Annotated in this window: 18 protein-coding genes, 6 tRNA genes and 1 pseudogene; 16 read left to right on the top strand and 9 right to left on the bottom strand. The window is 71.5% G+C overall.

Features of this window, described 5'->3' with window-relative positions; all coding sequences use genetic code 11:
* Window positions 1-24 precede the first annotated feature (24 nt).
* On the top strand, window positions 25-1,092 hold the full coding sequence (purM, locus tag ABZ567_RS12650) for a phosphoribosylformylglycinamidine cyclo-ligase (RefSeq protein WP_360787748.1): 1,068 nt from the start codon (window positions 25-27) through the stop codon (window positions 1,090-1,092).
* Between the two features lie 163 nt (window positions 1,093-1,255).
* Here purM and ABZ567_RS12645 read toward each other — a convergent pair whose 3' ends face one another.
* Complete coding sequence (locus ABZ567_RS12645) at window positions 1,256-1,510, bottom strand: DUF3073 domain-containing protein (RefSeq protein WP_030221379.1); 255 nt, start codon at window positions 1,508-1,510, stop codon at window positions 1,256-1,258.
* Between the two features lie 323 nt (window positions 1,511-1,833).
* A complete protein-coding gene (locus ABZ567_RS12640; RefSeq protein WP_360787745.1) occupies window positions 1,834-2,925 on the bottom strand; it encodes a Glu/Leu/Phe/Val dehydrogenase dimerization domain-containing protein in 1,092 nt (363 codons plus the stop codon).
* Between the two features lie 155 nt (window positions 2,926-3,080).
* Between ABZ567_RS12640 and ABZ567_RS12635 the strand changes: the two genes are divergently transcribed.
* Complete coding sequence (locus ABZ567_RS12635; protein WP_360787742.1) at window positions 3,081-3,941, top strand: hypothetical protein; 861 nt, start codon at window positions 3,081-3,083, stop codon at window positions 3,939-3,941.
* A gap of 581 nt (window positions 3,942-4,522) precedes the next feature.
* On the top strand, window positions 4,523-4,729 hold the full coding sequence (gene bldC, locus ABZ567_RS12630; protein WP_003949541.1) for a developmental transcriptional regulator BldC: 207 nt from the start codon (window positions 4,523-4,525) through the stop codon (window positions 4,727-4,729).
* 331 nt (window positions 4,730-5,060) lie between these two features.
* On the opposite strand, the gene ABZ567_RS12625 is transcribed toward bldC, so the two are convergent.
* The 3 genes from ABZ567_RS12625 to hrpA all read right to left on the bottom strand — a co-directional run bounded on the left by ABZ567_RS12625 (window position 5,061) and on the right by hrpA (window position 9,545).
* Window positions 5,061-5,279 (bottom strand): DUF6274 family protein, encoded by a 219-nt coding sequence (locus ABZ567_RS12625; RefSeq protein ID WP_360787739.1) that lies wholly within the window; start codon window positions 5,277-5,279, stop codon window positions 5,061-5,063.
* Window positions 5,280-5,406: 127 nt separating this feature from the next.
* Window positions 5,407-5,480, bottom strand: a tRNA-Asp gene (locus tag ABZ567_RS12620).
* 108 nt (window positions 5,481-5,588) lie between these two features.
* The gene (gene hrpA, locus ABZ567_RS12615; protein ID WP_360787736.1) at window positions 5,589-9,545 is read right to left on the bottom strand and encodes an ATP-dependent RNA helicase HrpA; all 3,957 of its coding nucleotides are present in this window, start codon (window positions 9,543-9,545) and stop codon (window positions 5,589-5,591) included.
* Between the two features lie 161 nt (window positions 9,546-9,706).
* On the opposite strand from hrpA, the gene ABZ567_RS12610 reads away from it, so the two are divergent.
* Genes ABZ567_RS12610 through ABZ567_RS12600 form a run of 3 tightly spaced genes read left to right on the top strand, consistent with a single transcriptional unit; the run spans window position 9,707 to window position 11,679 of the window.
* The gene (locus ABZ567_RS12610) at window positions 9,707-10,054 is read left to right on the top strand and encodes a hypothetical protein (protein ID WP_360787733.1); all 348 of its coding nucleotides are present in this window, start codon (window positions 9,707-9,709) and stop codon (window positions 10,052-10,054) included.
* A 57-nt stretch (window positions 10,055-10,111) separates the two neighbouring features.
* The gene (locus ABZ567_RS12605; RefSeq protein WP_360787730.1) at window positions 10,112-10,840 is read left to right on the top strand and encodes a thioredoxin domain-containing protein; all 729 of its coding nucleotides are present in this window, start codon (window positions 10,112-10,114) and stop codon (window positions 10,838-10,840) included.
* Entirely contained in the window at window positions 10,837-11,679 is an 843-nt protein-coding gene (locus tag ABZ567_RS12600) for a cytochrome c biogenesis CcdA family protein (RefSeq protein ID WP_360787727.1), read from the top strand. The genes ABZ567_RS12605 and ABZ567_RS12600 overlap by 4 nt, the downstream gene beginning before the upstream one ends.
* 98 nt (window positions 11,680-11,777) lie before the next feature.
* Here the strand turns inward: ABZ567_RS12600 and ABZ567_RS12595 are convergent.
* The 3 genes from ABZ567_RS12595 to ABZ567_RS12585 form a co-directional block, all read right to left on the bottom strand.
* Window positions 11,778-11,851 (bottom strand) — tRNA-Phe (locus ABZ567_RS12595).
* A 22-nt stretch (window positions 11,852-11,873) separates the two neighbouring features.
* Window positions 11,874-11,947 (bottom strand) — tRNA-Asp (locus tag ABZ567_RS12590).
* A 39-nt stretch (window positions 11,948-11,986) separates the two neighbouring features.
* A tRNA-Glu gene (locus tag ABZ567_RS12585) sits at window positions 11,987-12,059 on the bottom strand.
* Window positions 12,060-12,163: 104 nt separating this feature from the next.
* Between ABZ567_RS12585 and ABZ567_RS12580 the strand changes: the two genes are divergently transcribed.
* The 7 genes from ABZ567_RS12580 (at window position 12,164) to ABZ567_RS12550 (ending at window position 21,920) form a co-directional block, all read left to right on the top strand.
* Entirely contained in the window at window positions 12,164-12,514 is a 351-nt protein-coding gene (locus ABZ567_RS12580) for a metallopeptidase family protein (RefSeq protein ID WP_033208941.1), read from the top strand.
* Window positions 12,515-12,666: 152 nt separating this feature from the next.
* A complete protein-coding gene (locus ABZ567_RS12575) occupies window positions 12,667-13,383 on the top strand; it encodes a hypothetical protein (RefSeq protein ID WP_360787723.1) in 717 nt (238 codons plus the stop codon).
* Between the two features lie 198 nt (window positions 13,384-13,581).
* Window positions 13,582-15,987 carry a DEAD/DEAH box helicase gene (locus ABZ567_RS12570; RefSeq protein WP_360787720.1) on the top strand — a complete coding sequence of 802 codons (2,406 nt, stop codon included), beginning with the start codon at window positions 13,582-13,584 and terminating at the stop codon, window positions 15,985-15,987.
* A 207-nt stretch (window positions 15,988-16,194) separates the two neighbouring features.
* Complete coding sequence (locus ABZ567_RS12565; protein WP_360787718.1) at window positions 16,195-19,320, top strand: FG-GAP-like repeat-containing protein; 3,126 nt, start codon at window positions 16,195-16,197, stop codon at window positions 19,318-19,320.
* Between the two features lie 141 nt (window positions 19,321-19,461).
* Window positions 19,462-19,534, top strand: a tRNA-Lys gene (locus ABZ567_RS12560).
* A 206-nt stretch (window positions 19,535-19,740) separates the two neighbouring features.
* Complete coding sequence (locus tag ABZ567_RS12555; RefSeq protein ID WP_360787715.1) at window positions 19,741-21,318, top strand: acylglycerol kinase family protein; 1,578 nt, start codon at window positions 19,741-19,743, stop codon at window positions 21,316-21,318.
* Window positions 21,315-21,920: a phosphatase PAP2 family protein gene (locus tag ABZ567_RS12550; protein ID WP_360787713.1), complete on the top strand. Its 606-nt coding sequence runs from the start codon at window positions 21,315-21,317 to the stop codon at window positions 21,918-21,920. The genes ABZ567_RS12555 and ABZ567_RS12550 overlap by 4 nt, the downstream gene beginning before the upstream one ends.
* A gap of 178 nt (window positions 21,921-22,098) precedes the next feature.
* Here ABZ567_RS12550 and ABZ567_RS12545 read toward each other — a convergent pair.
* Window positions 22,099-23,003, bottom strand: a pseudogene (locus ABZ567_RS12545) (sigma-70 family RNA polymerase sigma factor).
* 263 nt (window positions 23,004-23,266) lie between these two features.
* On the opposite strand from ABZ567_RS12545, the gene ABZ567_RS12540 reads away from it, so the two are divergent.
* From ABZ567_RS12540 to ABZ567_RS12530, 3 genes are all read left to right on the top strand, one after another.
* A complete protein-coding gene (locus ABZ567_RS12540) occupies window positions 23,267-23,761 on the top strand; it encodes a rhodanese-like domain-containing protein (RefSeq protein WP_360787710.1) in 495 nt (164 codons plus the stop codon).
* Between the two features lie 196 nt (window positions 23,762-23,957).
* Window positions 23,958-24,031, top strand: a tRNA-Met gene (locus ABZ567_RS12535).
* A gap of 121 nt (window positions 24,032-24,152) precedes the next feature.
* Entirely contained in the window at window positions 24,153-24,893 is a 741-nt protein-coding gene (locus ABZ567_RS12530) for a MerR family transcriptional regulator (protein WP_360787707.1), read from the top strand.
* The last annotated feature ends 37 nt before the right edge of the window (window positions 24,894-24,930 follow it).

Here is a 24,930-nt window from a genome sequence, read left to right as displayed (position 1 = left end):
CGACGACACGAAAGCTCTGAACCCATGTCTCAGACCACCGGTGCCAGCTACGCGAGCGCGGGCGTCGACATCGAAGCGGGCGACCGCGCCGTCGAACTCATGAAGGAGTGGGTGAAGAAGACGCAGCGCCCCGAGGTCCTCGGCGGCCTCGGCGGCTTCGCCGGCCTCTTCGACGCCTCCGCCCTCAAGCGCTACGAGCGTCCGCTCCTCGCCTCCGCCACCGACGGCGTCGGTACGAAGGTCGACATCGCCCGCCAGATGGGCGTGTACGACACGATCGGCCACGACCTGGTCGCGATGGTCATGGACGACATCGTCGTCTGCGGCGCCGAGCCGCTCTTCATGACCGACTACATCTGTGTCGGCAAGGTCCACCCGGAGCGGGTCGCCGCCATCGTCAAGGGCATCGCCGAGGGCTGTGTCCTGGCCGGCTGCGCCCTGATCGGCGGCGAGACGGCGGAGCACCCGGGCCTCCTCGGCCCGGACGACTTCGACGTCGCCGGCGCGGGCACGGGTGTCGTGGAGCACGACCGGCTGCTCGGCGCCGACCGTATCCGTACCGGGGACGCGGTCATCGCGATGGCGTCCTCGGGTCTTCACTCGAACGGGTACTCGCTCGTCCGGCATGTGGTCTTCGACCGCGCCGGAATGACTCTCGACCAGCAGGTCGAGGAGCTCGGCCGGACCCTGGGCGAGGAGCTCCTGGAGCCCACGAGGATCTACTCGCTCGACTGCCTGGCCCTCACCCGGACCACGGACGTCCACGCGTTCAGCCACATCACGGGCGGCGGTCTCGCGGCCAACCTGGCCCGGGTCGTCCCGGACGGTCTGCACGCCACGGTCGACCGTTCGACCTGGGCGCCGGGCGCGATCTTCGACCTGGTCGGCAAGGCCGGTCAGGTGGAGCGCCTGGAGCTGGAGAAGACCCTGAACATGGGCGTCGGCATGATGGCCGTCGTGCCGGGCGACTCCGTGGACGCGGCCCTGACGACGCTCGAGGACCGGGGCGTCGAGGCCTGGGTCGCGGGCGAGATCACCGAGCGCGGGGCGCACACGACCGGCGCGGAGCTGGTCGGGGACTACGCCCGGTAGGACCGGCGACGCGGACAGTACGAGGACGGGGCGCTCCTGAGGGGCGCCCCGTCCTCGTCTCCGCCGTCGGCGCGGTCCGCGCGCGGACAGCACAGAAACCCGGCCGGGAGATCCCGGACCGGGTTTCTGAGGTGCGCTTCAGAAGGTGATGCGATTCAGAAGGTCAAGCGCGACGGGGGGACGACGCGGGACCGGACTCGTCGTCCTCGTCCTCGTCGTCCGTGTTGTAGAGATCCGCGTACTGGGCGTACGGGTCGTCTTCCTCGTCGTCGTCCTCGAACGGCTCGCCGTTAGGCGGCTGACTCGAAGTCGAAGCGCCCAGCTCATTGGCCAGACGCGTCAGGTCCGTCCCGCCGCTGCTGTACTTCAGCTGGCGGGCGACCTTGGTCTGCTTGGCCTTTGCCCGGCCGCGCCCCATGGCTCGACCCCCTCGGTGACGGGGCTCGGTGGCCCCAGAGTCTTGACACGCGTTCATGAGTCGGAACGGACTCTCGACAGAGAGACCGGTCCGTAGAGCTTCAACGGTACCTGTTTCCGCGGGTCTACGGTACGCCGCGCGCATCACATACCCCGGTACAGAACCATCGAGGTGCTCTTTCCTCGCTGGTCAACCGCGATTTTAACCTCTTCTGGGGGGCCGACCCGCCGAGGGTCGTGAGCGAAGTCTCCCCGTGGGCGCCGGAGGGGCGCCCACGGATCCCCCGCGCTCCCCCCTCCGGCGGGCCCGCCCCCTCGTACGGCTCAGCGGCGCCGCGCGTCCGCCATCCGCTGCTCGGCGATCCGGTCGGACGCCGCAGCCGGCGGAATCCCGTCCGCCTTCGCACGTGCGAAGATTTCGAGGGTGGTGTCGAAGATCTTCGTGGCCTTCGCCTTGCAGCGGTCGAAGTCGAAGCCGTGCAGCTCGTCGGCGACCTGGATCACGCCGCCGGCGTTGACCACGTAGTCGGGCGCGTAGAGGATGCCGCGCTCCACGAGGTCCTTCTCGATGCCCGGGTGGGCGAGCTGGTTGTTGGCCGCACCGCAGACGATGCTCGCGGTGAGGAACGGCACGGTCTCCTCGCTCAGGGCGCCGCCGAGCGCGCAGGGCGCGTAGATGTCGAGGCCCTCGACGCGGATCAGCGCGTCGGTGTCGGCGACCACGGTGACCTGCGGGTACTTCTCGGTGATCCGGCGCACCGACTCCTCGCGCACATCGGTGATCACGACCTCGGCGCCGTCCTTGAGGAGGTGCTCGACGAGGTAGTGGCCGACCTTGCCGACGCCCGCGACGCCGACCTTGCGGCCGCGCAGGGCGGGGTCGCCCCACAGGGTCTGCGCGGAGGCGCGCATGCCCTGGAAGACGCCGAAGGCGGTGAGGACGGAGGAGTCGCCGGCGCCGCCGTTCTCGGGGGAGCGCCCGGTGGTCCACTGGTTCTCGCGGGCGACGACGTCCATGTCGGCGACGTAGGTGCCGACGTCGCAGGCCGTGACGTACCGGCCGCCGAGGGAGGCGACGAAGCGCCCGTAGGCGAGGAGGAGCTCCTCGGTCTTGATCTTCTCCGGGTCGCCGATGATGACGGCCTTGCCGCCGCCGTGGTCGAGACCGGCCATGGCGTTCTTGTACGACATCCCGCGGGCCAGGTTGAGCGCGTCGGCGATCGCCTCGGCCTCCGTGGCGTACGGGTAGAAGCGGGTGCCGCCCAGGGCCGGGCCCAGGGCGGTGGAGTGAAGGGCGATGACGGCCTTGAGGCCGGTGGCGCGGTCCTGGCAGAGCACGACTTGCTCGTGGCCACCCTGCTCCGAGTGGAACAGAGTGCGCAGTACGTCAGCAGGAACGCCGGTCACATCGGTCACGGTGGTGACTCCCAAGTACGAAGCGGCGGTTTCGGGCCCCCCTGCGGGTGGGGGAGGACCAGTTCGGCACGAGGGTAAGTCCTACCTGCGCGTAGATCGGGCGCAGTGCTCAGGATCACCCCCTCCTGGAGTACCTCCGTGGAAGGATTCGCGACATGTCGGTCGCCTCCTCGGTCCCCATCCCCTACGCGTCCTATCTGCGGGTGTACGAGCCGCTGACCGCGTTCCCCGAGCCGGAGCGGACCCACTGGGCCCGGTACGCGCGCCGGCCGCGGACTCCGGGGGCCCAGGAGGAGCTGCGGCGTTCGCTGGCGGACCTGCTGTCGACGCCCCCTGTCCCGGTGCCGGTCCACGAGAGCGGGGACGCCTTCGTCGCCCATGTGGACGGGGTGGTGGTGATCTGCCCGTGGCGGACCCGGCTGCGGGCGTGGCTGGCGCTCCAGGACCTGCCGGAGCAGTTCCCCGAGCCCGTGCTGGACGCGATGCTGCCGCCCGTGGTGCGCGTCCAGGTGGCGAGCGACTACGAGCGGTGGCTGATCGCCAACCCGGACGCGCGGCCGTGGATCCGTACGGCGGTCTGGCAGGTGCCGCTGCGCTGGTTCGCGCTCTTCGGGGACGAGGACCGCCATTACGAGCCGGGGGAGGCCGGGAGCGCGGAGGCGGCGGGCCGGGCGCCGGTGCTGCGCTACCGGACGACGATGGCGCAGGCGCGCCGGCGGCTCGCGAGGGCGCTACGGGCGCTGCGGGAGTCGATCGACGAGGGTCCGATGACGGAGGGGCTCGTCGAGGTGGGGCGCTGGCTCGAGGAGTTCCATCCGCGGGCGCTCGTGGAGCTGGACTTCGGCGGGCTCGTGCACGCGGTCACGGAGGAGTGGCTGGCCGAGGACCGTTCGGTGGCGCAGATGGCGGAGGGGATCGCGGCGCTGCGGGCCGGTGACGGCGAGGCGGCGGGCGACACGTACGGGCGGCTGGCGGAGCGCTGGCGTGCGGTCAGGGACCTGCGCTTCGCGAATTGACATCAGTCGGGCATCTTCGTCAGGTCGGTATCGACAAGACATGTCCGGCCGGTGTAAATGATCTTCATGGGTGTCCGGATCCCGCCTGCCCGAATCTCGGCGCTGGGGTGGACGGGTCTTTCGGCACCCGTCGGGCGGGGCCATAGGTCCCGATCCGGGCCTTTGGCTCAAGCGTGACGGACAGCACGTAACGCACCCTTGCGCCCATCGCCCACCCTCGTGCCAAAATAGGACAAGGAGTCCGGGGAGGGTTCCTTCCGTCCATCTATGGGCGGATCGCTCGACATTGCACTCTATGGGGGGTCTGGGGACTCCTGATCGCTCTGTGACTGATCGTCACAGGCGCGTGACTGTCCGTTATGGCATGGTCCATCGACTTCCGCCGCTGATGAACACCTGCGAGGGCAATTCCATCGGTTTGGCCGACGTGGCTGGACGGATGGTGTAGTTGTAGTGCCGAGGACAAGCCGTTCGTCCTATAACCGACTCGGCCCGCTTTTGCCATTTCGGGCAACGCGGGTCAAGGTGCAGAATTTAGAGGAAAGAACCGAGAAGGTTCGGTTCTCCCGAGGAGGCCGCTCATGACCGCTCGCACCCCTGATGCCGAGCCGCTGCTGACCCCTGCCGAGGTTGCCACGATGTTCCGCGTGGACCCGAAGACGGTGACCCGTTGGGCGAAGGCCGGGAAGCTCACGTCCATCCGCACGCTGGGTGGACACCGCCGCTACCGCGAGGCTGAGGTTCGCGCGCTGCTGGCGGGTATTCCGCAGCAGCGCAGCGAGGCCTGAGGTCGCGCTGACACCCCGCAGTACCCCGTAACACCGGGTCTGTCCGGATCCCCCAATCCGGTCGCCCACCCCTAGCTCTGCCGACGGATTCCTGCCCCAACAGGCCTTCGTCAACGATCGCGCTGGACTCCGCCGGGTCTGGCGCGATCTTCTTTTGTGTCCGGCGCCACTCGTCGGCTGGTGGTGCAATTGCACATATTAAATTGGCCCGGTGTAGGGAGGGTGTAAGTGAAGCGGTTTCTGAAACCGCCTCAGTGACTCCCGTCACACCGGTGAAGCCTTGCCAAGGAACAGCCTGCCACTTCCTGGAACGCTCCCAAGCCGCCGTTGGTCATGGGTCGGTGGGACTTTCGTCCTCCGCGGACGCAGCGGACGCAGCGGGTTCGTCGGGCCCCTGGAACTCCTCGGGCTCCGGGAACTCCAGGGCGAGCCGCAGGAGGCGATGGCAGACCACGCAATGGCGCGTGAGGTGCCCGTAGCGCGACGCGGCCGCCAGATGGGCGCGCAGCAGTGCTCGTGTGTCATGCCGTGCTGCGGACGCCGCGGCCATGCGCGACCACCTCCGGTGTGGGCCCCCGTTTCCCTGGTGTCCGGGGTACCGGCGGACGCGTGGCCCCGTCAAGACACGGGAACACAACGAAAGGCCCGCATCTCGCGATGCGGGCCTTTCGTGGAAGCGATCCTGACGGGACTTGAACCCGCGACCTCCACCTTGACAGGGTGGCGAGCTAACCAACTGCTCCACAGGACCTTGCTCGCAGCCCCGTTAAGTGGCTGCGAGGAAGACTGTACAGCAGGTCAGCGGTCGGGTCGAACTCACCGGCGGCCGGGCCCGCCAGGCCCCGTTCGAGAAGGCCCGTCAGGGAGCCGCCGCGTCGATCGCCTTCACGATCCGCTTGTCCGACACGGGATACGCCGTGCCCAGCGCGTGCGCGAAGTAGCTCACCCGCAGCTCCTCGATCATCCAGCGGATGTCGGTGACCTCGGACGGCACCGGGCGGCCCTTCGGGAGCTGTTCGAGGAGCCAGGCGTACTCGTCCTGCATCTCCTGGACCTTCTCCATCCGCGTGGTGTCCCGCTGCACCCCGCTCGGCATCTGCTGGAGCCGCCGGTCCACCGCCACCAGATAGCGCATCAGGTCCGGGAGCCGCTTGAGCCCCGTGCGGGTGACGAAGCCGGCCGGCATCAGCCAGGCGAGCTGCGCGCGCACGTCGGCCAGGTTGGTGATCAGCGCCAGGCTGTTCGTCGACTTCAGCCGGCGCTCGCAGGCCTGCCAGGCCGCCAGGATCTGCTGCACCTGGCCCACCGTCCGTACGGTCGTGTCGACGAGGTCCGCGCGGACCTTGTCGTACAGCTTCCGGAAGGACTCCTCGTCCCACGCCGGCCCGCCGTGGTCCGCGATCAGCCGGTCGGCGGCGGCCATGGCGCAGTCGTCGAAGAGGGCCTGGACCGAGCCGTGCGGATTCGAGGACAGGGCCAGCTTCTGCTGGTTGGTCAGCTTGTCCGAGGCGAACTTCGCCGGGTTCACCGGGATGTTCAGCATGATCAGCTTCCGGGTGCCCCGCCACATCGCCCGCTCCTGCTCGGCCTCCGTGTCGAAGAGCCGTACGGCGACGGTCGCGCCCTCGTCCACGAGCGCCGGGTACGCCTTCACCGGCTGGCCGCCCCGCTTGGTCTCGAAGACCTTGGTGAGGCTGCCGATCGTCCAGTCCGTGAGCCCCGTGCGCTCCAAGGAGGACCCCGAGCCGTCCGGGCCGCCCGTGGCCGCCGCGGCGGCCTGCGAGAGGGCCTTACGGGCCTTGGGGCGCAGCTGCAGCCGCAGGGTCTCCAGGTCCTTGTCCTCGGCGAGCTTGCGGCGCCGCTCGTCGACGATCCGGAACGTCACCTTGAGGTGCTCGGGGACCTTCGCCCAGTCGAAGTCCTCGGCGGTGAGCGGCACGCCGACCATCCGCTGGAGTTCCCGGGCGAGCGCCCCCGTCAGCGGCTCCTGCACGGGCACGACCGCGTCCAGGAAGCGGGACGCGTAGTTCGGCGCGGGGACGTAGTGCCGGCGGATCGGCTTCGGCAGGGAGCGGATCAGCTCCGTGACGACCTCCGCGCGCAGCCCCGGGATCTGCCACTCGAAGCCGTCGTCCGTGACCTGGTTGAGCACCTGGAGCGGGACGTGGACGGTCACGCCGTCGGCGTCGGCACCCGGCTCGAACTGGTACGTCACCCGGAACTTCAGCGGCCCCTGCCGCCACGAGTCCGGGTAGTCGTCCTTGGTGACCGCCCCCGCCTTCTCGTTGATGAGCATCTCGCGCTCGAAGTCGAGGAACTCCGGCTCCTCGTGGCGCTTGTGCTTCCACCAGGAGTCGAAGTGGGCGCCCGACACGACGTGTTCGGGGACGCGCCTGTCGTAGAAGTCGAACAGGGTCTCGTCGTCGACGAGGATGTCCCGGCGGCGGGCCCGGTGCTCCAGCTCCTCGACCTCGGTGAGGAGCTTGCGGTTGTCCGCGAAGAACTTGTGGTGGGTCCGCCAGTCGCCCTCGACCAGCGCGTTCCTGATGAACAGGTCGCGGGAGACCTCCGGGTCGATCCGCCCGTAGTTCACCTTGCGGTCGGCGACGATCGGCACGCCGTACAGCGTCACCTTCTCGAAGGCCATCACGGCCGCCTGGTCCTTCTCCCAGTGCGGCTCGCTGTACGTCTTCTTCACCAGGTGCTGGGCGAGCGGCTCGATCCACTCGGGCTCCACGCGCGCGTTGACCCGGGCCCACAGCCGCGAGGTCTCCACCAGCTCGGCGGACATGACGAAACGCGGGGGCTTCTTGAAGAGCGCCGAACCGGGGAAGATCGCGAACTTGGCGCTGCGGGCGCCCAGGTAGTCGTTCTTCGCGCCGTCCTTGACGTCCTTCATGCCGATGTGGCTGAGGAGACCCGCGAGGAGGGACACGTGCACGGACTGCTCCGGCGCGTCCTCCTCGTTGAGGTGGATGCCCATCTGCTTGGCCACGGTCCGCAGCTGCGCGTAGATGTCCTGCCACTCGCGGATCCGCAGGAAGTTCAGGTACTCCTGCTTGCACATCCGCCGGAAGGAGCTGGAACCGCGCTCCTTCTGCTGCTCGCGGACGTACCGCCAGAGGTTCAGGTACGCGAGGAAGTCGCTGGTCTCGTCCTTGAACCGGGCGTGCTGCTGGTCGGCCTGCGTCTGCTTCTCCGCCGGCCGCTCGCGCGGGTCCTGGATGGAGAGCGCGGCCGCGATCACCATGACCTCGCGGGCACAGCCGTTCTTCTCGGCCTCCAGGACCATCCGGGCGAGCCGGGGGTCGACGGGCAGCTGGGACAGCCTCCGGCCCTGCGGGGTGAGGCGCTTCTTCGGATCCTTCTCGTCCGGGTCGATGGCGCCGAGCTCCTGGAGGAGCTGCACGCCGTCCCGGATGTTCCGGTGGTCCGGCGGGTCGATGAAGGGGAACTTCTCGATCTCGCCGAGGCCGGCCGCGGTCATCTGGAGGATGACGGACGCCAGGTTCGTCCGGAGGATCTCGGCGTCCGTGAACTCCGGCCGCGAGAGGAAGTCGTCCTCCGAGTACAGCCGGATGCAGATGCCGTCGGACGTACGGCCGCACCGGCCCTTGCGCTGGTTGGCGCTGGCCTGGCTGACGGGCTCGATCGGCAGTCGCTGCACCTTGGTCCGGTGCGAGTAGCGCGAGATGCGGGCGGTGCCCGGATCGATCACGTACTTGATGCCGGGGACGGTCAGGGAGGTCTCCGCGACGTTCGTGGCGAGGACGATCCGGCGGCCGGAGTGCGCCTGGAAGACCCGGTGCTGCTCGGCGTGGCTCAGCCGGGCGTAGAGGGGGAGGACCTCGGTGCCGCGGAGGTTGCGCTTGAGGAGCGCGTCGGCGGTGTCGCGGATCTCGCGCTCCCCGGAGAGAAAGACGAGGACGTCGCCGGGGCCCTCCGCCTGGAGCTCGTCGACGGCCTCGCAGATCGCGGTGATCTGGTCGCGGTCGGACTCCGAGCCCCCGTCCTCATCAGAAGCAGCCTCTTCGAGCAGGGGCCGGTACCGGACCTCGACGGGGTACGTACGTCCGCTCACCTCGACGATCGGGGCGTCCCCGAAGTGCCGGGAGAAACGCTCCGGGTCGATCGTCGCGGAGGTGATCACGACCTTCAGGTCGGGGCGCTTCGGCAGCAGCTGGGCCAGATAGCCGAGCAGGAAGTCGATGTTGAGAGACCGCTCGTGGGCCTCGTCGATGATGATCGTGTCGTACGCGCGCAGCTCGCGGTCCGTCTGGATCTCGGCGAGCAGGATGCCGTCCGTCATCAGCTTCACGAAGGTCGCGTCGGGGTTCACCTGGTCGGTGAAGCGGACCTTCCAGCCGACGGCCTCGCCCAGCGGGGTCCGCAGCTCCTCGGCCACCCGCTCGGCGACCGTACGGGCCGCGATCCGGCGGGGCTGGGTGTGCCCGATCATGCCCCGGACGCCGCGGCCGAGCTCCAGGCAGATCTTCGGGATCTGGGTGGTCTTGCCGGAGCCCGTCTCACCGGCGACGATCACGACCTGGTGGTCGCGTATCGCCTCCAGGATCTCGTCCTTCTTCTGCGAGACGGGCAGCTGTTCGGGATACGTGACCGCGGGCACGCGGGCGGCGCGCCCGTCGACCCGCTCCTTGGCCTTGGCCGCCTCGACGGCGATCTCGTCCAGGACGGCCGCGCGGGCCTCGGGCTTGCGGATGCGGCGGGCGCCTTCGAGACGGCGGCCGAGCCGGTGGGAGTCCCGCAGCGAGACCTCGGCCAGGACGGACTGGAGGGCGGCGAAGGAAGTAGACATACGGGATCCAGGATCGCACCTGCGGCCGAGAAGCGGCGAACCGATTTACGAGTGGCCGCTCCAAAGCCGGTGACGGCCGGGCCCCGGGACGGCTTCCGCGGGGCCGGACACGCGGAGTGCGTACTATTTCGGACACGTCGTCCGGACCGGAGAGGTCTCGCATGTTCCGCACCACCCGCGCGCTCGCGGCGTTCGCCGCGCTCGCGGGACTGGTGCTCGGTCTCCTGGTGTGCGGAGCGGCGGCCGAGGCCGCGCCCGCGCGGGGCCCGCTCCTGGTGGGCGCCGCCGTTCCCGGCTGCGATCCCGGTCACCCCGCCGACGCAGGGGCCGCGGGTCCCGCCGTACCGCCGCGTGCGCACGGCGTCGCGGAGCTGTTGCCCGCGCTCGCCGCCGACCGGACGCCGTGCGGGGCCCGGCCGGACCCGGACGGGAGGGCGGCGTCACCGGGGCGGGAGCCACCCGCGCGCGTACCGCCGTCTCCCGTGGAGCTGTCGGTCCTGAGGGTGTAGAGGGACGGCCGCCCTCCGTCCCTCTTCTCCGTCCCGCCCTTCCAGGAGCACGTCCGCATGCCCAAGTCCAAGCCGGTCGTCATCGTCTCCGGCGTCGCCGTCGCCGCCGCGCTGCTCGGTTTCGTCTCGTTCACCGCCACCAAGCCGTCGTCACCCGGCGCCTCCGGCTCCTCGGCCGTCGCCGAGGTGTCCGTCGACCCGTCCGCCGGCGTCTACCCCGAACTGGAGGCCTACGCCCGCCGCGACGCCTCCGACAGGCTCGCGATCGGCCGGGCCGACGCACCCGTCGTCCTCATCGAGTACGCCGACTTCAAGTGCGGCTACTGCGGGAAGTTCGCCCGCGACACCGAACCGGTCCTCATCGACAAGTACGTCGCCGACGGCACCCTGCGCATCGAGTGGCGGAACTTCCCGATCTTCGGCGAGGAGTCGGAGGCGGTCGCCCGCGCCTCCTGGGCGGCCGGGCAGCAGGGCCGCTTCTGGCAGTTCCACAAGGCCGCCTACGCGGAGGGCGCCAAGGAGAAGGGCTTCGGGAAGGACCGGCTCGCCGCCCTCGCCGAGGAGGCGGGCGTCCCCGACGCCGCCAGGTTCGCGAAGGACACCGACGGGCCCGCGGCCCGCGCGGCCGTCCGCGAGGACCAGGAGCAGGGGTACGCCCTCGGCGCCACCTCCACTCCCTCCTTCCTCGTCAACGGCCGGCCGATCGCCGGTGCCCAGCCCCTGGAGACCTTCACGGAGACGATCGAGGCGGCGGCCAGGAGCGCCGCCGCGAAGGGCAGGCCGTGACCTCGGGCATCGGCTACTTCGCCGCCTTCCTGGGCGGGCTGCTCGCCCTCCTCAGCCCGTGCAGCGCCCTGCTCCTGCCCGCCTTCTTCGCGTATTCGATCGACACGCGCGCGAAGCTGACGGCGAGGACCGGCATCCTCTACGCGGGCCTGGCGACGACCCTCGTCCCGCTCGGCGCGGCCGGCTCCTACGCCGGCCGCCTCTTCTACGGCCACCGGGACCTCCTCGTCACCGCCGGCGGCTGGCTGATCATCGGTCTCGGCGTCCTGCAGATCCTCGGCCTCGGCTTCGCCTCCCGCCGGATCGCCGAGGCGAGCGGCCGGATCCGCCCCACGTCGGCGCTGTCCGTCTACGCCCTCGGCCTGGTCTACGGACTCGCGGGCTTCTGCGCGGGTCCGATCCTGGGCAGCGTCCTGACGGTGGCGGCGCTGAGCGGCAGTCCGGCGTACGGCAGCCTGCTCCTCGCCGTGTACGCGCTCGGCATGGCGGTCCCGCTGTTCGTCCTGGCGCTGCTGTGGGAGCGGTACGACCTGGGCCGGCGGTCCTGGCTCCGCGGCCGCCCGGTCCGGCTCGGGCGGCTCACCCTCCATTCGACCTCATTGCTCTCGGGCCTGTTCTTCGTCGCCCTCGGGGCGCTGTTCCTGGTCTTCGACGGGACGACCGCGCTGCCCGGCCTGCTGTCGGTGGACGACTCGTTCGCGGTGGAGCAGCGGGTGGCCTCACTGGGCCGTGCGGTCCCGGACTGGGCGCTGCTGGTCGCGGTGGTGGCCGCGGTGGCGCTGGTACTCACGGTGCGGGGCAGGCGGGGGAGCCGTACGGGGGAGGGCGAGGAGGTGTGACGATACGGGGGAGGGGCGCGGGCCCCTCCCCCGTGGACCCGCCTTCTCTCCGGACGCACGACGAAGGCCCCGTTCTTTCGAACGGGGCCTTCTGTTTGTGGCTGGGGCCGGGGTCGAACCGGCGACCTATCGCTTTTCAGGCGATCGCTCGTACCAACTGAGCTACCCAGCCACGAAGCCGTTTCCAGCTTCAGCGATCCTGACGGGACTTGAACCCGCGACCTCCACCTTGACAGGGTGGCGAGCTAACCAACTGCTCCACAGGACCTTGCTATGTGCGAGCACTAGTCTCGCACACGGTAATGCGTACCCCCAACGGGATTCGAACCCGTGCTACCGCCTTGAAAGGGCGGCGTCCTGGGCCACTAGACGATGAGGGCTGGAGACCCACCTTCGTGCTTCTCAGCGCGTCGGGGACGTGAGAAGCATATGGGATCCCGGCCGCTATCGCCAAAACGGTTTCCCCCCGGGGGAGAATGGGCGCGTGCTGGAGATGACGCGTGAGGAGTTCGAGGAGCTTGTCGCCGAGGCCCTGGACCGGATCCCGCCGGAGTTGACGCGGCTGATGGACAACGTGGCCGTGTTCGTGGAGGACGAGCCCGCCCCCGACGACCCCGAGCTGCTCGGGCTCTACGAGGGGACGCCGCTGACCGAGCGCGGTGAGTGGTACGCCGGTGTGCTGCCGGACCGCATCACGATCTACCGGGGGCCGACGCTGCGGATGTGCGAGTCGCGCGAGGACGTGGTCGCGGAGACGGAGATCACCGTGGTGCACGAGATCGCCCACCACTTCGGCATCGACGACGAACGGCTCCACGCACTGGGCTACGGCTGAGCCGGCACGGCCCCGGGGGGCGGGCGGCCGCGCGTCACGGGTCGCGGCCCGGGCCGAGCGCCCGGGTGGGGACCGTGTCCCTTGTGACGCCCCGGGAGTTGGGCAGGGTGACGCGTTCCGTTCCTGCCTGTTGTGTCCCTGGAGGTGCCCCCGTGCGCCATTTGCCCACCCCGGCGAGATGGGCCGCCACCGCGCTGGCCGTCGCGGCCTGTGCCGGTCTGAGCGGCTGTATGAGTGTGAGCGACGACGCGAAGCCGACGCCCGGCGCGTCCGGCCAGAAGCGGGGCGTGGCGACCGAGTCCGGTGGCGGTGACGCCGGAGCCCCCGGCGGCGACGGCGGCTCCTGGGACGGCCGTCCGGCCGCGGGCGGACCGGACGCGGCCGGCGCGGGTACGTCGTCCCCGGTGCCGAGCGGCTCGCCCTCGGGCACCGCGAAGCCCTCCCCGGGCGCGGTCCTGCCCGTGGAGGGCCCGGACGGCCGCGGCGGCCCGTCGAAACCGCAGCCGACCGGCGGTGGCCACGACGGTCCGGGCGGCGGCGCGGGCGGCGCCTCGGGGGGGAACGGGAACGGCGGCAGCGGCGGCGGGAACAACGGCGGCGACGGCGGGAACGGCGGCGGTGGTGGCAGCGCCGGTGGCTCCGGCGCACCGGGCGGCGGGGCCACGCCCACGCCCGAGCCGACCGAACCGAGCCCCGAGCCGACGCCGGAACCGACCGTGCCGACCCCCGAGCCGACGCCGGAACCGACCTCGAACCCCACCGATCCGCCGACCCCCGGGCCCGAGCCCCAGCTGGGTGCGATGCGGGCGGCGGAAGGGCCGGAGATGTCCCCCGAGCCGACGGCATCTCCGCAGGTCGGACCGGTGTGACGCAGTCCGGTTTGCCATAGGCGGGGGAGGGTGCGTATGGTAGTAGATCGTTTGATCCCATTGCCCGGCGCCGACACAGAAGAGCGCCGTGTGGCGCGTACTCTCCCTAGCCGTGGCTGACCGCATTGAGGCGGTCGATTTGCGAATTCACGGAGTTGACGGGCGCGTGCCGAGACTCCGGAAGGTTTCGCATTTCGCATGTCCATTTTCAGTTCTGACCACGCCGTCATGCTCGAGAACGACGAGATCGTCGAGGCCGTAGAGGTCACCGAGATCGTCCAGTTCGAGGCCGACGACCTCGTCGACACGGTCGACACCCTCGACGCGATCGACACCGACACCGACGCCGACTTCGACGACTCCGTCGAAGAGCCGGCCGAGCCCACCGTCACCTTCGGCGACCTCGGTCTGCCGGAGGGCGTCGTTCGCAAGCTCGCGCAGAACGGCGTCAGCACCCCCTTCCCGATCCAGGCCGCGACCATCCCGGACGCCCTGGCCGGCAAGGACATCCTGGGCCGTGGCCGTACCGGCTCCGGCAAGACCCTCTCCTTCGGTCTGCCGCTGCTCGCCACCCTGTCCGGTGGTCACACCGACAAGAAGAAGCCCCGCGGCATCATCCTCACGCCGACCCGTGAGCTCGCGATGCAGGTCGCGGACGCCCTCCAGCCGTACGGCGACGTGCTCGGCCTCAAGATGAAGGTCGTCTGCGGCGGTACCTCCATGAGCAACCAGATCTACGCTCTGGAGCGCGGTGTCGACGTCCTCGTCGCCACCCCGGGCCGACTGCGCGACATCATCAACCGCGGCGCCTGCTCCCTCGAGAACGTCAAGATCGCCGTCCTCGACGAGGCCGACCAGATGGCCGACCTGGGCTTCCTGCCCGAGGTCACCGAGCTGTTCGACCAGATCCCCGGCGGCGGTCAGCGCATGCTCTTCTCCGCCACCATGGAGAACGAGATCGGCACCCTGGTCAAGCGCTACCTCACCGACCCCGTCACGCACGAGGTCGACAGCGCGCAGGGCAACGTCACGACCATGACGCACCACGTCCTCGTCGTGAAGCCGAAGGACAAGGCGCCGGTCACCGCCGCCATCGCCGCCCGCAAGGGCCGCACGATCATCTTCGTCCGCACCCAGCTGGGCGCCGACCGCATCGCCGAGCAGCTCCAGGACACCGGCGTCAAGGCCGACGCGCTGCACGGCGGCATGACGCAGGGCGCCCGTACCCGCGTCCTCGAGGACTTCAAGAAGGGCTACGTCAACGCGCTCGTCGCGACCGACGTCGCCGCCCGAGGCATCCACGTCGACGGCATCGACCTGGTCCTCAACGTGGACCCGGCCGGTGACCACAAGGACTACCTGCACCGCTCGGGCCGCACCGCCCGTGCCGGCCGCTCCGGTGTCGTGGTCTCCCTGGCCCTGCCGCACCAGCGTCGCCAGATCTTCCGTCTGATGGAGGACGCGGGCGTCGACGCCTCGCGCCACATCGTCGGCGGCGCCGGCGCGTTCGACCCGGAGGTCGCCGAGATCACCGGCGCCCGTTCGCTGACCGAGGTCCAGGCCGACTCGGCGAACAACGCCGCCAAGCAGGCCGAGCGCGAGGTCGTCGACCTGACCAAGCAGCTGGAGCGCCTCAAGGGCCGCGCCGTCGAGCTCCGCGAGGAGGCCGACCGTCTGGTGGCCCGCGCCGCCCGTGAGCGTGGCGAGGACCCGGAGGCGGCCGTCGCCGAGGTGACCGAGGCCGCCGAGGCCGAGGTCGCGGCCGCCGCCGTGGAGGCCGAGCGTGCCGCGCGTGCGGAGGAGCAGCGCCGCGAGGAGCGCCCGGCCCGCGACGACCGGGGCAACTACGAGCGTCGTGACCGTGGCGGCTTCAACCGCGACGACCGAGGCGACCGCGGCGGCGACCGCGGTGGCTTCCGTGGCGGCGACCGGGGTGGCGACCGTGGCGGCTTCCGTCGCGACAACGACCGTCCGTCCGGTGGCTTCCGTGGCGGAGACCGTCCGTCCGGTGGCTTCCGTCGTGACGACCGTCCGTCGGGCGGCTTCAACCGTGACGACCGTGGCGCGGGCCGTTCCTTCGAGCGTCGTGACAACGACCGTCCGTCCGGTGGCTTCAACCGTGACGACCGCGGTGGCGACCGTGGTGGCTTCCGCGGTGGCGACCGTCCCTCGGGCGGCTTCCGCCGTGACAACGACCGTCCGACCGGTGGCTTCCGCCGTGACGACCGTCCGTCGGGCGGCTTCAACCGCGACGAGCGTCCGTCGGGCGGCTTCAACCGTGACGACCGTGGCGCGGGCCGTTCCTTCGAGCGTCGCGACAACGACCGTCCGACCGGTGGCTTCAACCGTGACGACCGTGGCGCGGGCCGTTCCTTCGAGCGCCGTGACAACGACCGTCCGGCCGGCGGCCACCGCGGCAGCGACCGTCCGTTCAACCGTGACCGTCGCGACGACCGCCCCGCCGGCGGCTTCCGCTCGGGCGGCGACCGTCCGTTCGCCCGTCGCGACGACCACCGTGGCGGCGACTCCCGCGGCACCGGCTCGACCGGCGGCTCGTCCTTCGGCCGCCGCGACGACAAGCCGCGCTGGAAGCGCAACGGCTGATCAGGCCTGAAGCACCGAGCAGGGCCCGTACGACACTTCGGTGACGTACGGGCCCTGTCCCGTTCCGGCCTCCCCTTCTCCGTCTCGTACCGCCGTTCGACCGGATACGCTCAGTCGGTCGACGTGGGTGAGAGGTGCCGGCCAGGGGGCCCGGCGCAGGTCTCTCCCCGCATCCCGCACCTCAGGTTGCCTCGGGGAGGGACCTCTTTGTCTCGTTTCACCCGCGCGCGGTATCCCCGCGCGCGTATCGCCGTCCTCGCCACCGCGCTCGTCGCCACGGCGGTCGGCCTCTCACCCGTCACCGTGGCCCATGCCTCGCCGGTCGCCGGCATCGACCAGCTGGACGTCACGCCGAACTGGCGGACCGTGCCGCGGCAGGAGACCGTCCTCGCGGTGGGGCCCACGGGCTACGCCCACCGCACGGAGGACTCCGACGAGCACAGCGGCGAGGAGCCGCTGTGGACCGACTTCGCGAGCGGGGCGACGGTGCCGCTGGGGTACGGCAGCGGTAACGAGGCCTTCGGTGAGCGGGGGACCGGCGGGCGGTACGTCTACCTCCAGCGCGGCATCGGCACCCACTACCTCCGTGACGTGGAGACCGGTGAGGAAAAGCCGCTGACCATCCCCGAGGACACCGGCTACCGCGGGATCCTCGGCGAGACGCTGCTCTTCCAGCAGTACGAGCCCGGCTCGTCGTACGGCACGACCACCGGGTACCTCCTCCGGCGAGCCGACGACCCGGACGGGACGCCGATCCCCGTCACCGGCTGGCCCGAGGGCGCCGACCTCCACACGGCGCGGCTCGTGGCCGGCGACGGCGCCACGGCGGTGCTCCGCTTCAAGAGCGCGGCCTCGTACGCGTACACCGACCTCGGCGTCGTCGACCTGCGGACCGGCGCGATGCGGGTGATCGCCTCGCCCACCCCGTCGGCCGACGTGCTCGTCGGGCCGGTCGCGGTGACGTCGGAGCGGATCGCCTGGGTCGACAGCGCCCGTACGGTCCACATCCGGCGACTGTCCGCCCTGGACACCCCCGGGACGGCCTACCCGCTGCCCGAGGGGTTCGCGGCCGGCCGCATCGGGCTCGTCGGCGAGTGGGTCATCGCCGTCGGAGAGGCCGGGGGTACGGATGCGGCGCTGCACCGTCGTCTCGTCGCGTTCTCTCCGACGGGGGCGCCGCACCCGCTCCTTGAGCGGGCCGAGGGGGAGATCAACCAGATCGGCGACGGCTCCGGCGTCGCCGTGGTCGGCGGGACCTCCGCCACCGACTGGTCCCTCCTCAAGGTCGTCCCGGGCAAGGGCGGCGGCGCGCCCCTTCTGGAGAAGGTGCGTCGGCTCGAACCGCTCCCGGCGAAGATCGACGGGCTCGCCCTGGGCGCCGGCCGACTCACCACCCTGGAGCACGACGGGCCGAAGGGGCCCGGGTTCTACGGCAGGACGCTTCCGGTCGGCCCGGTGCACACCGGGCAGGGCGCGGCGGCGTGGCAGGGCGTCGAGACGAACGCCGAGTCGAGGAGGACGCCGCTCTTCGACAGCGGCGACGGCCGTACGGTCTCCCTCCCCCGGATCCCGTACACCACGCGAGCGGTCGTCTCCCGCGCCGGCACGGGCCGGACGACGCGGGTCGCCGTCGACCAGGACGGCCGGATCGGTGACGCCTTCGGCCGCTGGGCGGTCTTCCAGAGCGGGACGCCCACGTTCCCCGGGACGCTCGTCTCCGGCGGCGAGACGGTCGTCGTCAACCTCGACGCGTCGACGGTCGTGTCGCGGCAGTCGCAGACCGCCGCCGCCCTGTGGGGCGACACGCTCTTCACGGGTACGGCGACGGTCGGCGAGGTCGCCCGCAAGGACCTGGCCACCGGCAAGGACCTCGGCAAGGTCGCGACCGGCTCCGGCTGTCCGCTGACGGAACTCCAGACGGCCGGCGGTCGCTGGCTGTACTGGGCCTGTGGGCAGTTCTCCCAGCAGGGCGTCGTCGATCTGAGGAGCGGCGCCAGGATCGCGCTGCCGCGTTCGTACGGGGACGGAGGGCTCCTCGGCGACGGCTACTACGTGGACCAGTACAGCTCGTACCTCCGCATCACCGACTTCTCCGGCGGTACGGCGAAGGCGGCACGGCCCCTCGTCGACACGCGGCCGGTGTACGGCGCCCGCCGCGAGACATGGACCGTCGACCGCTTCGGCGGCGCCGTCGCCTACAAGGACGCCGAGCACCGCGTCCATGTGGTGTGGCCCGGCGTAACCACGTCCGACCTGACCGCGGCCTCGGCGAGCGTGCCGGCGTCGATGCGGATGCAGGACGGCTGGAAGGCGTCCTGGGCGCTGTCCAAGCCCGTGTCGATCTGGCGCCTGACGGTCCGCGACCGGCACACGGGCAATCCCCTCCGCGGTTTCGGGGCCGACGAGACCCGGGGCCGTATCGACGTCTCGTGGGACGGCAGGACGGCGGCCGGGAAGCCGGTGGCGAACGGCACGTACAGCTGGCACCTGCAGGCGAACTCGGCGGACGGGCAGGGCCGGGACCTCAGCCTGACCGGCACGGTCACGGTCACCGGCGGCAAGCCGGCCTGGCGGGACATGGCCGGGAACGACACGCAGGGCGACCTGCTGGCGATGGACACGGCGGGCCTGGTGTCGATGTACCGGGGCGACGGGTACGGCGGTCTTTCGGGGCGGTACGCGGGCACGGGCGCGAAGTTCGCGACCACGTCCGCCCTGGTGCCCTTCGGTGACGTGAACGGCGACGGCTGCGCGGACGTCCTGGCCCGGGTGGGCGACCAGCTGCGGGCGTACCGGCCCGGGTGCGGAAGGGTGGTGTCGGCCTCGTCGCCGTACACGCCGATCGGCTCGGGCTGGAGCCAGTACGACATGCTGACGTCCCCCGGTGACGCGAACGGCGACGGGTTCACCGACCTGATCGTGCGCCAGGCGTCGACCGGTGACATGTACTTCTACGCCGGCACGGCCGATCACCGGATGAAGTCCCGCGTCCGGATCGGCACCAACTGGAAGCTGTACAAGAAGATCACCGGCGCCGGCGACCTGAACGGCGACGGCCGCGGCGACCTCCTCGGCGTGGACGCGTCCGGTGTGCTGTGGCGGTACTACGGCACGGCGACCGGCGGCGTGACGGCCCGGGTGAAGCTCGGCCCCGGCTGGAACATCTACTCGTCCCTGGTCGGAACGGGCGACATCTCGGGCGACGGCTGCCCGGACCTGGTGGCGCGCGAGACCTCGGGCACGCTCTACGGCTACCAGGGCACGTGCCGCGGCACGTACAGCTCCCGCATGCTGATCGGCGGCGGCTGGAACATGTTCAAGGCGCTGTTCTGATCCTCACGGCGGAGCCCCCGCTCCACGCGGCGCACCGCGGGCCACGACGGCCCGCGGTGCGGCGCGCGGCCCGGCCCGTGTCGGATACCCGATCGGTTCGGTGGATCTCTCGGGCTATGCTGCACGGGTGTGCTTGTCCACGGGCCGTTAGCTCAATTGGCAGAGCAGCGGACTTTTAATCCGTTGGTTGTGGGTTCGAGTCCCACACGGCCTACGTGTGGCAGGGGAGGGAAAGCCCTCTGACCTGCTGGGGAGCGCCCCGACCGGTTTCGGCTGGTCGGGGCGCTCCGTCGTTCCCGGGCGGGTGCGGGGGCACGCACCGGCGGACGGGTCGTACTGTGACGTGACGTCAGACCCGGACGCGAGGTGCGGCACCGTGGCGCGTCCGGAACGTGGGCGCCGAGCGTGGAGGTGGGGACGGTGACGGAGAACGGATCCCGTGATCCGATCGGGCAGGCCCGGCTGCTCGCCCGGTGGGCGCTGGCCGCCGCAGCGGCGACGGTCGTGCTCCTGCTGACCGGACTCGGCACCGGGGGGCTGCTGATCCTGTTCAGCGGGCTCGTCGGGATCGCCTGTTCGGCCGTGGGGATCTGGTGGTTCCTCGCCCACCGCGGGCCCCTCCGGCTCCTCGGGGGGCTGCTCGCCGTCGGCGCGCCCCTCGCGGTCCTCAGCCTGTACATCATCGGCGGCCTCTGGCTGACCGCGCTCCTCGCCCTCGGGCTGTGGGCCATGGCCCTGTTCTGCGCGCGCGCCGCCCTCCGCCGTCTCCGCGACCTGAACGGGGGCGGCAGGGGCGAGCGGACCGATCTGGCGCGCGGTGAGCGGCGGCCCCGGCCCCGGCGGGCCGTGCTGATCATGAATCCTCGGTCCGGTGGCGGGAAGGTCGCCCGCTTCGGCCTCGTCGAGCGTGCCGAGAAGCTGGGCGCCCGGGTCATCCTCCTCGACCCGGCTGTCGAGTCCGACGTCACGGCGCTCGCCCAGGCGGCCGTGGCCGACGGCGCCGACCTGCTCGGAGTGGCCGGCGGCGACGGTACGCAGGCACTCGTCGCCGCCGTGGCCGCCGAGCACGACCTGCCCTTCCTCGTCATCTCGGCCGGTACCCGCAACCACTTCGCCCTCGACCTGGGCCTCGACCGCGCCGACCCGGCCACCTGCCTGGACGCCCTCGTCGACGGCGAGGAACTCCGGGTCGACCTGGGCTCCGTCTCCGGGCGCCCCTTCGTGAACACGGTCTCCTTCGGCGTGTACGCGGACGTCGTCCAGCACCCCGAGTACCGCGACGCGAAGGCGGGCACCGCGCTCGACGTCCTGCCCGATCTGCTCCAGGGCGGCGAGGGCGACCGCCTCGACGCCATCGCCGACGACGTACGGCTGCCCGCGCAGCAGGCGATCCTCGTCAGCAACAACCCGTACGCGGCGCCCGATCCGTTCGGAGCCGCCACGGCTCGCAGACCGCGGCTCGACGGGGGTCGGCTCGGGGTGATCGGCGTCCGGGTCGACGGGGCGGCCCAGGCGGCCGAACTGGCCGTACGGGGAACCCAGTCGACCGGCCTGAACGTTCTGACGGCGGCGCGCGTCGAGGTGACGGGGAAGGCGGTCGGTGGGGTTGGCGGGGCTGGTGATGCCAATGGGACCAATGGGGCTAGCGGGTCCAGTGGGCCTGGAGGGTCCGGTACGTCCGGTGGCTCCCGTGGGTCTGCTGGGCCCGGTGAGGCTGATGGGGACAGTGGGGTCAGCCCGGCCGGTGAGTCCCGCAGTGACCCCGGATTTCCCGCCGCCGGCGCCGTCGACCCCGAGTCCATCGCCGTCGCCGTCGACGGCGAGGCGCTGATCCTGTCCACCCCGGTCGTCTGTACCCTCCGACCCGGTGCCCTGCGGGTCCTCGTGCCCCGCAACCGGCCGGGAGCCAGCGACCCCGTGCCCCCCATGAACTGGCGGCGCGTCATCGAACTCGCCTTCCACCATCCTTCCCACCCCTACCCGAGGAGCGGCGCATGACCGGGACGACCCCCCAGACCCCCTTCCAGGCCGTACTCCGGGACCTCCGCGCGATCGACGGCGCCGTGTACGCCGCCGTGGCCGCCACCCCCAGCCCCGCGCTCGACGCGGGACTGCGCAGGCTCTCCCACACGGCCGACCACTCCAAGATCTCGTTCACCGTGGCGGCGGCCCTCGCCCTGGTCCCCGGCCGGCCGCGCCGCGCGGCTCTCGCCGGGGTCGGGGCCGTCGCCGTGGCCTCGGCGGCGGCGAACCTCCTCGGCAAGCGTCTGGTGCGCCGGGACAGGCCGGACCGCGAGGCGGCCCGGGTGGTCGCCGGCCGCCATGTGCCGATGCCGGACTCGGCCTCGTTCCCCTCCGGGCACACCGCGTCGGCGGTCGCCTTCGCCACCGCCGCCGGAGTGATGCTGCCCCCGGCCGCGGTGCCGCTCCAGGTCCTCGCGATGGCCGTGGGCTACTCCCGGGTCCACACCGGCGTCCACTACCCCGGCGATGTCGCCGCCGGTGCCGTCCTCGGCATCGCCAGCGCCGGTCTCGCCCTGGCGGCCGGAGCTTCCTGGTCCGCCGCCCGCGGATCCGCCGGCCGGGGACCGAGCGCCTGAGGCTCCCTCCGACGGCCCCGTGCCCGCGTCCGGCCGGGGGCAGACCGCCTGAGGATGTCCGACGGCCCCAGGCCCGCAGCCGCCCCCCGGGGGGACAGATTGCCCGCCTGAGGCTCCGTCCGGCCCGTCCGCCCCCCGGGGCAGGCCGCCCGCCTGAGGCTCCGCCCGGCCCGGGGCGTCAGTACCTCGCTCGGGCGAGGTCCTCCTCCGAGAGGTCGAGCGCGGCGAGGCGCTCCGGGTCCGCCAGGATGTGCAGCTCGACGATCCGGTCCCCGGCGATCGTGAACACCATGAGCGCCGCCGGGCGTCCGTTCGCGACCGACAGGACCGCGGGCGCGCCGTTGGCCAGGAGCGGCAGTGCCCCCGTACGGAACTTGGCGTACGCGAGGGCCTGGGCGACGACGGCCTCGGCGCCCCGGACGATCTTGGAGACGGCCGCGAGGGCCTTGCCACCGTCGGCGCGCAGCACCACGTCCGGGTCCAGGACCGCGAGCAGTCCCTCGAAGTCGCCGCCCTGCGAGGCGGCGAGGAAGGCGTCGGCGATCTCCCGCTGCCTCCGCGCGTCGGGCCCGGCGGTCGGGGAGTGTCCCGCACCCGGCGGCGGGCGCGGCTGGCGAGCTGGCGGGTGGCGGCCGGGGTGCGGTCGACGATCCGGGCGATCTCGTCGAAGGACACGGCGAACATGTCGTGCAGGACGAACGCGAGCCGTTCCGCCGGCGACAGGCTCTCCAGGACGACGAGCAGCGCGAGGCCGACGGATTCGGTGACCTCGGCCGCGTGTTCGGGGTCGGCGGTGTCGGGGAGCCGTACGACCGGGTCGGGGACGTAGTACTCCAGTGGGTCCTCGCGGCGCGAGCCACGGGCGCGCAGCATGTCGAGGCAGACGCGGCCGACGACCGTGGTCAGCCAGCCGCTGAGGTTCGTCACGCCGCTGACGTCGCTGCGGTTCAGCTTGATCCAGGTCTCCTGGACGGCGTCCTCGGCCTCGCCCAGCGAGCCCAGCATCCGGTACGCCACCGCTCGCAGATGCCCCCGGTCGGCCTCGAAGCGCCGGGCCAGAAGTTCCTCGTCGTCGTGGTCCATTCGTCGCCCTCCCCGTTCACGTCCCGTCACGCCGTCCCATCATCACGCCGTCACCTCGTCATGCCATCACCTCGTCATGACGTCATGACGAACGGAACCTCGTCGATGTGACACGGCCAGGGCGACGACGGTCCGGTCGTACCGTCCCGAGGCGTGAGATCCCCGCCCCCTCCTGCTCAACGCCCGGGATTCCCCGGTCGGCGCCCCCGACCGCCGTGGATCCTCACTTCAGCGGGGTGATCTCCGTCCGTAGATTGATCACCATGACGACGACAACGACGCAGGTCAACCCGGTGCTCCGCACTCCGCCCGCCTCCCCCGCCGCCGCTGCCGCGTACTTCTCCGCGAGCCTCGCCTTCCACGCCGACGTCTCCGACGTGGCCTCCGCGCTCGCCACGGCCGCCGCCGAGGGGACCGACCCGGGCTTCGTGGTGATCGACTCGCGTTCGACCGCCTCCTGGGACCAGGGGCACGTCCCCGGCGCGCTCCACCTGCCGACCGCGCTCATCGCCGAACAGGCCGAGCAGCTGCTCGACCGGTCCGTGCCGGTCGTCACGTACTGCTGGGGTCCCGGTTGCAACGGCGCTACGCGCGCCGCGCTGGCCCTCGCCGAGCTGGGCTTCCAGGTGAAGGAGATGCTCGGCGGCTTCGAGTACTGGGTGCGGGAGGGCTTTGCGTACGAGACCTGGGAAGGGCCCGCTGAGAAGGCCGCGGACCCGCTGACGGCGCCGATCGACTCGGACGACTGCGGCTGCTGACCGCGTGCCCACCGCCGCTGACCGGCGCCGATCCGCCCCCGGCCCCGCCCCTGACCGGCGCCCCATCCACCCCTGACTCCGTCGCTCACCGGCGGCGATCCGCCCCCGGCCCCGCCGCTGACCGCCTGCCGATCGGTTGCCGACGTAAACCGATTTCGTGATCGCCCCGGTCATGGCGTACAGTCGTGTTTACCGACGCGGGGTGGAGCAGCTCGGTAGCTCGCTGGGCTCATAACCCAGAGGTCGCAGGTTCAAATCCTGTCCCCGCTACTCAGTAGCAACGAAGGCCCGGATCCGATATCCATCGGATCCGGGCCTTCGTCGTGTCCGCGGCACCCGGCGGCCGCGTTCGCTTGACCTTGACGCGACGTCAAGATCTAGCGTTCTCGGTATGGAGTGGTCGATCCAAGAGGTCGCCAAGAAGGCCGGTACCACCAGCCGCACCCTCCGGCACTACGGAGAGCGCGGACTGCTGGAACCGAGCCGGATCGGCGCGAACGGTTACCGGTACTACGACCAGGCGGCGCTCGTGCGTCTGCAGCGGATCCTGCTGCTGCGCGAGCTCGGGCTCTCGCTGCCCGCCATCGCCGAGGTCCTCGCAGGGCAGCGGGACACGTCCGCCGCCCTTCGCACCCATCTCGCCCTCCTGGAGCAGGAGCGGGAGCGCATCGGACGCCAGATCGCGTCGGTGCGGACCACTCTCCACAAGACGGAGAACGGAGAAGAACTCATGGCCGACGAAGTGTTCGACGGTTTCGACCACACGGCGTACGAGGGGGAGGTCACCGAGCGCTGGGGCCGCGACGCGTACGAGAGGGGTGACCGCTGGTGGCGGTCGCTGGACGCCGGGCAGAAGAAGGCGTTCATGGACGAGCAGTCCGGCATCGCCCGCGACTTCGCGCGTGCGCTCGGGGACGGCCTGGCCGCCGACAGCGACGAGGTGCAGGCGATCGCGCGCCGCCAGGTCGCCTGGCTGACGCACACGACGGCGGTGACCAAGGAGTACGTGATCGGTCTCGGCCGGATGTACGTCGACGACCCGCGGTTCGCCGCGAACTACGACAAGCACGGTGAGGGGACCGCGGTCCTCGTCCGGGACGCGATGGAGATCTACGCGGAGCGGAACCTCTGAGGGAGCGGGCGCCCGCCCCGTACGCCAGTCGGCCCCG

Source organism: Streptomyces sp. NPDC016459, assembly GCF_040632845.1.
In the GTDB taxonomy this organism is placed as follows: domain Bacteria; phylum Actinomycetota; class Actinomycetes; order Streptomycetales; family Streptomycetaceae; genus Streptomyces.
The sequence above is the reverse complement of the archived record's forward strand: the minus strand, read 5'-3'. Positions and strand labels throughout refer to the sequence as shown.

Bases quoted from the DNA above. Each gene is read 5' to 3' on its own strand.
- hrpA (WP_360787736.1), bottom strand. From the start codon at position 9,545: ATGTCTACTTCCTTCGCCGCCCTCCAGTCCGTCCTGGCCGAGGTCTCG.
- ABZ567_RS12635 (WP_360787742.1), top strand. From the start codon at position 3,081: ATGTCGGTCGCCTCCTCGGTCCCCATCCCCTACGCGTCCTATCTGCGG.
- ABZ567_RS12530 (WP_360787707.1), top strand. From the start codon at position 24,153: ATGGAGTGGTCGATCCAAGAGGTCGCCAAGAAGGCCGGTACCACCAGC.
- ABZ567_RS12625 (WP_360787739.1), bottom strand. From the start codon at position 5,279: ATGGCCGCGGCGTCCGCAGCACGGCATGACACACGAGCACTGCTGCGC.
- ABZ567_RS12570 (WP_360787720.1), top strand. From the start codon at position 13,582: ATGTCCATTTTCAGTTCTGACCACGCCGTCATGCTCGAGAACGACGAG.
- purM (WP_360787748.1), top strand. From the start codon at position 25: ATGTCTCAGACCACCGGTGCCAGCTACGCGAGCGCGGGCGTCGACATC.
- ABZ567_RS12550 (WP_360787713.1), top strand. From the start codon at position 21,315: ATGACCGGGACGACCCCCCAGACCCCCTTCCAGGCCGTACTCCGGGAC.
- ABZ567_RS12645 (WP_030221379.1), bottom strand. From the start codon at position 1,510: ATGGGGCGCGGCCGGGCAAAGGCCAAGCAGACCAAGGTCGCCCGCCAG.
- ABZ567_RS12605 (WP_360787730.1), top strand. From the start codon at position 10,112: ATGCCCAAGTCCAAGCCGGTCGTCATCGTCTCCGGCGTCGCCGTCGCC.
- ABZ567_RS12610 (WP_360787733.1), top strand. From the start codon at position 9,707: ATGTTCCGCACCACCCGCGCGCTCGCGGCGTTCGCCGCGCTCGCGGGA.
- ABZ567_RS12540 (WP_360787710.1), top strand. From the start codon at position 23,267: ATGACGACGACAACGACGCAGGTCAACCCGGTGCTCCGCACTCCGCCC.
- bldC (WP_003949541.1), top strand. From the start codon at position 4,523: ATGACCGCTCGCACCCCTGATGCCGAGCCGCTGCTGACCCCTGCCGAG.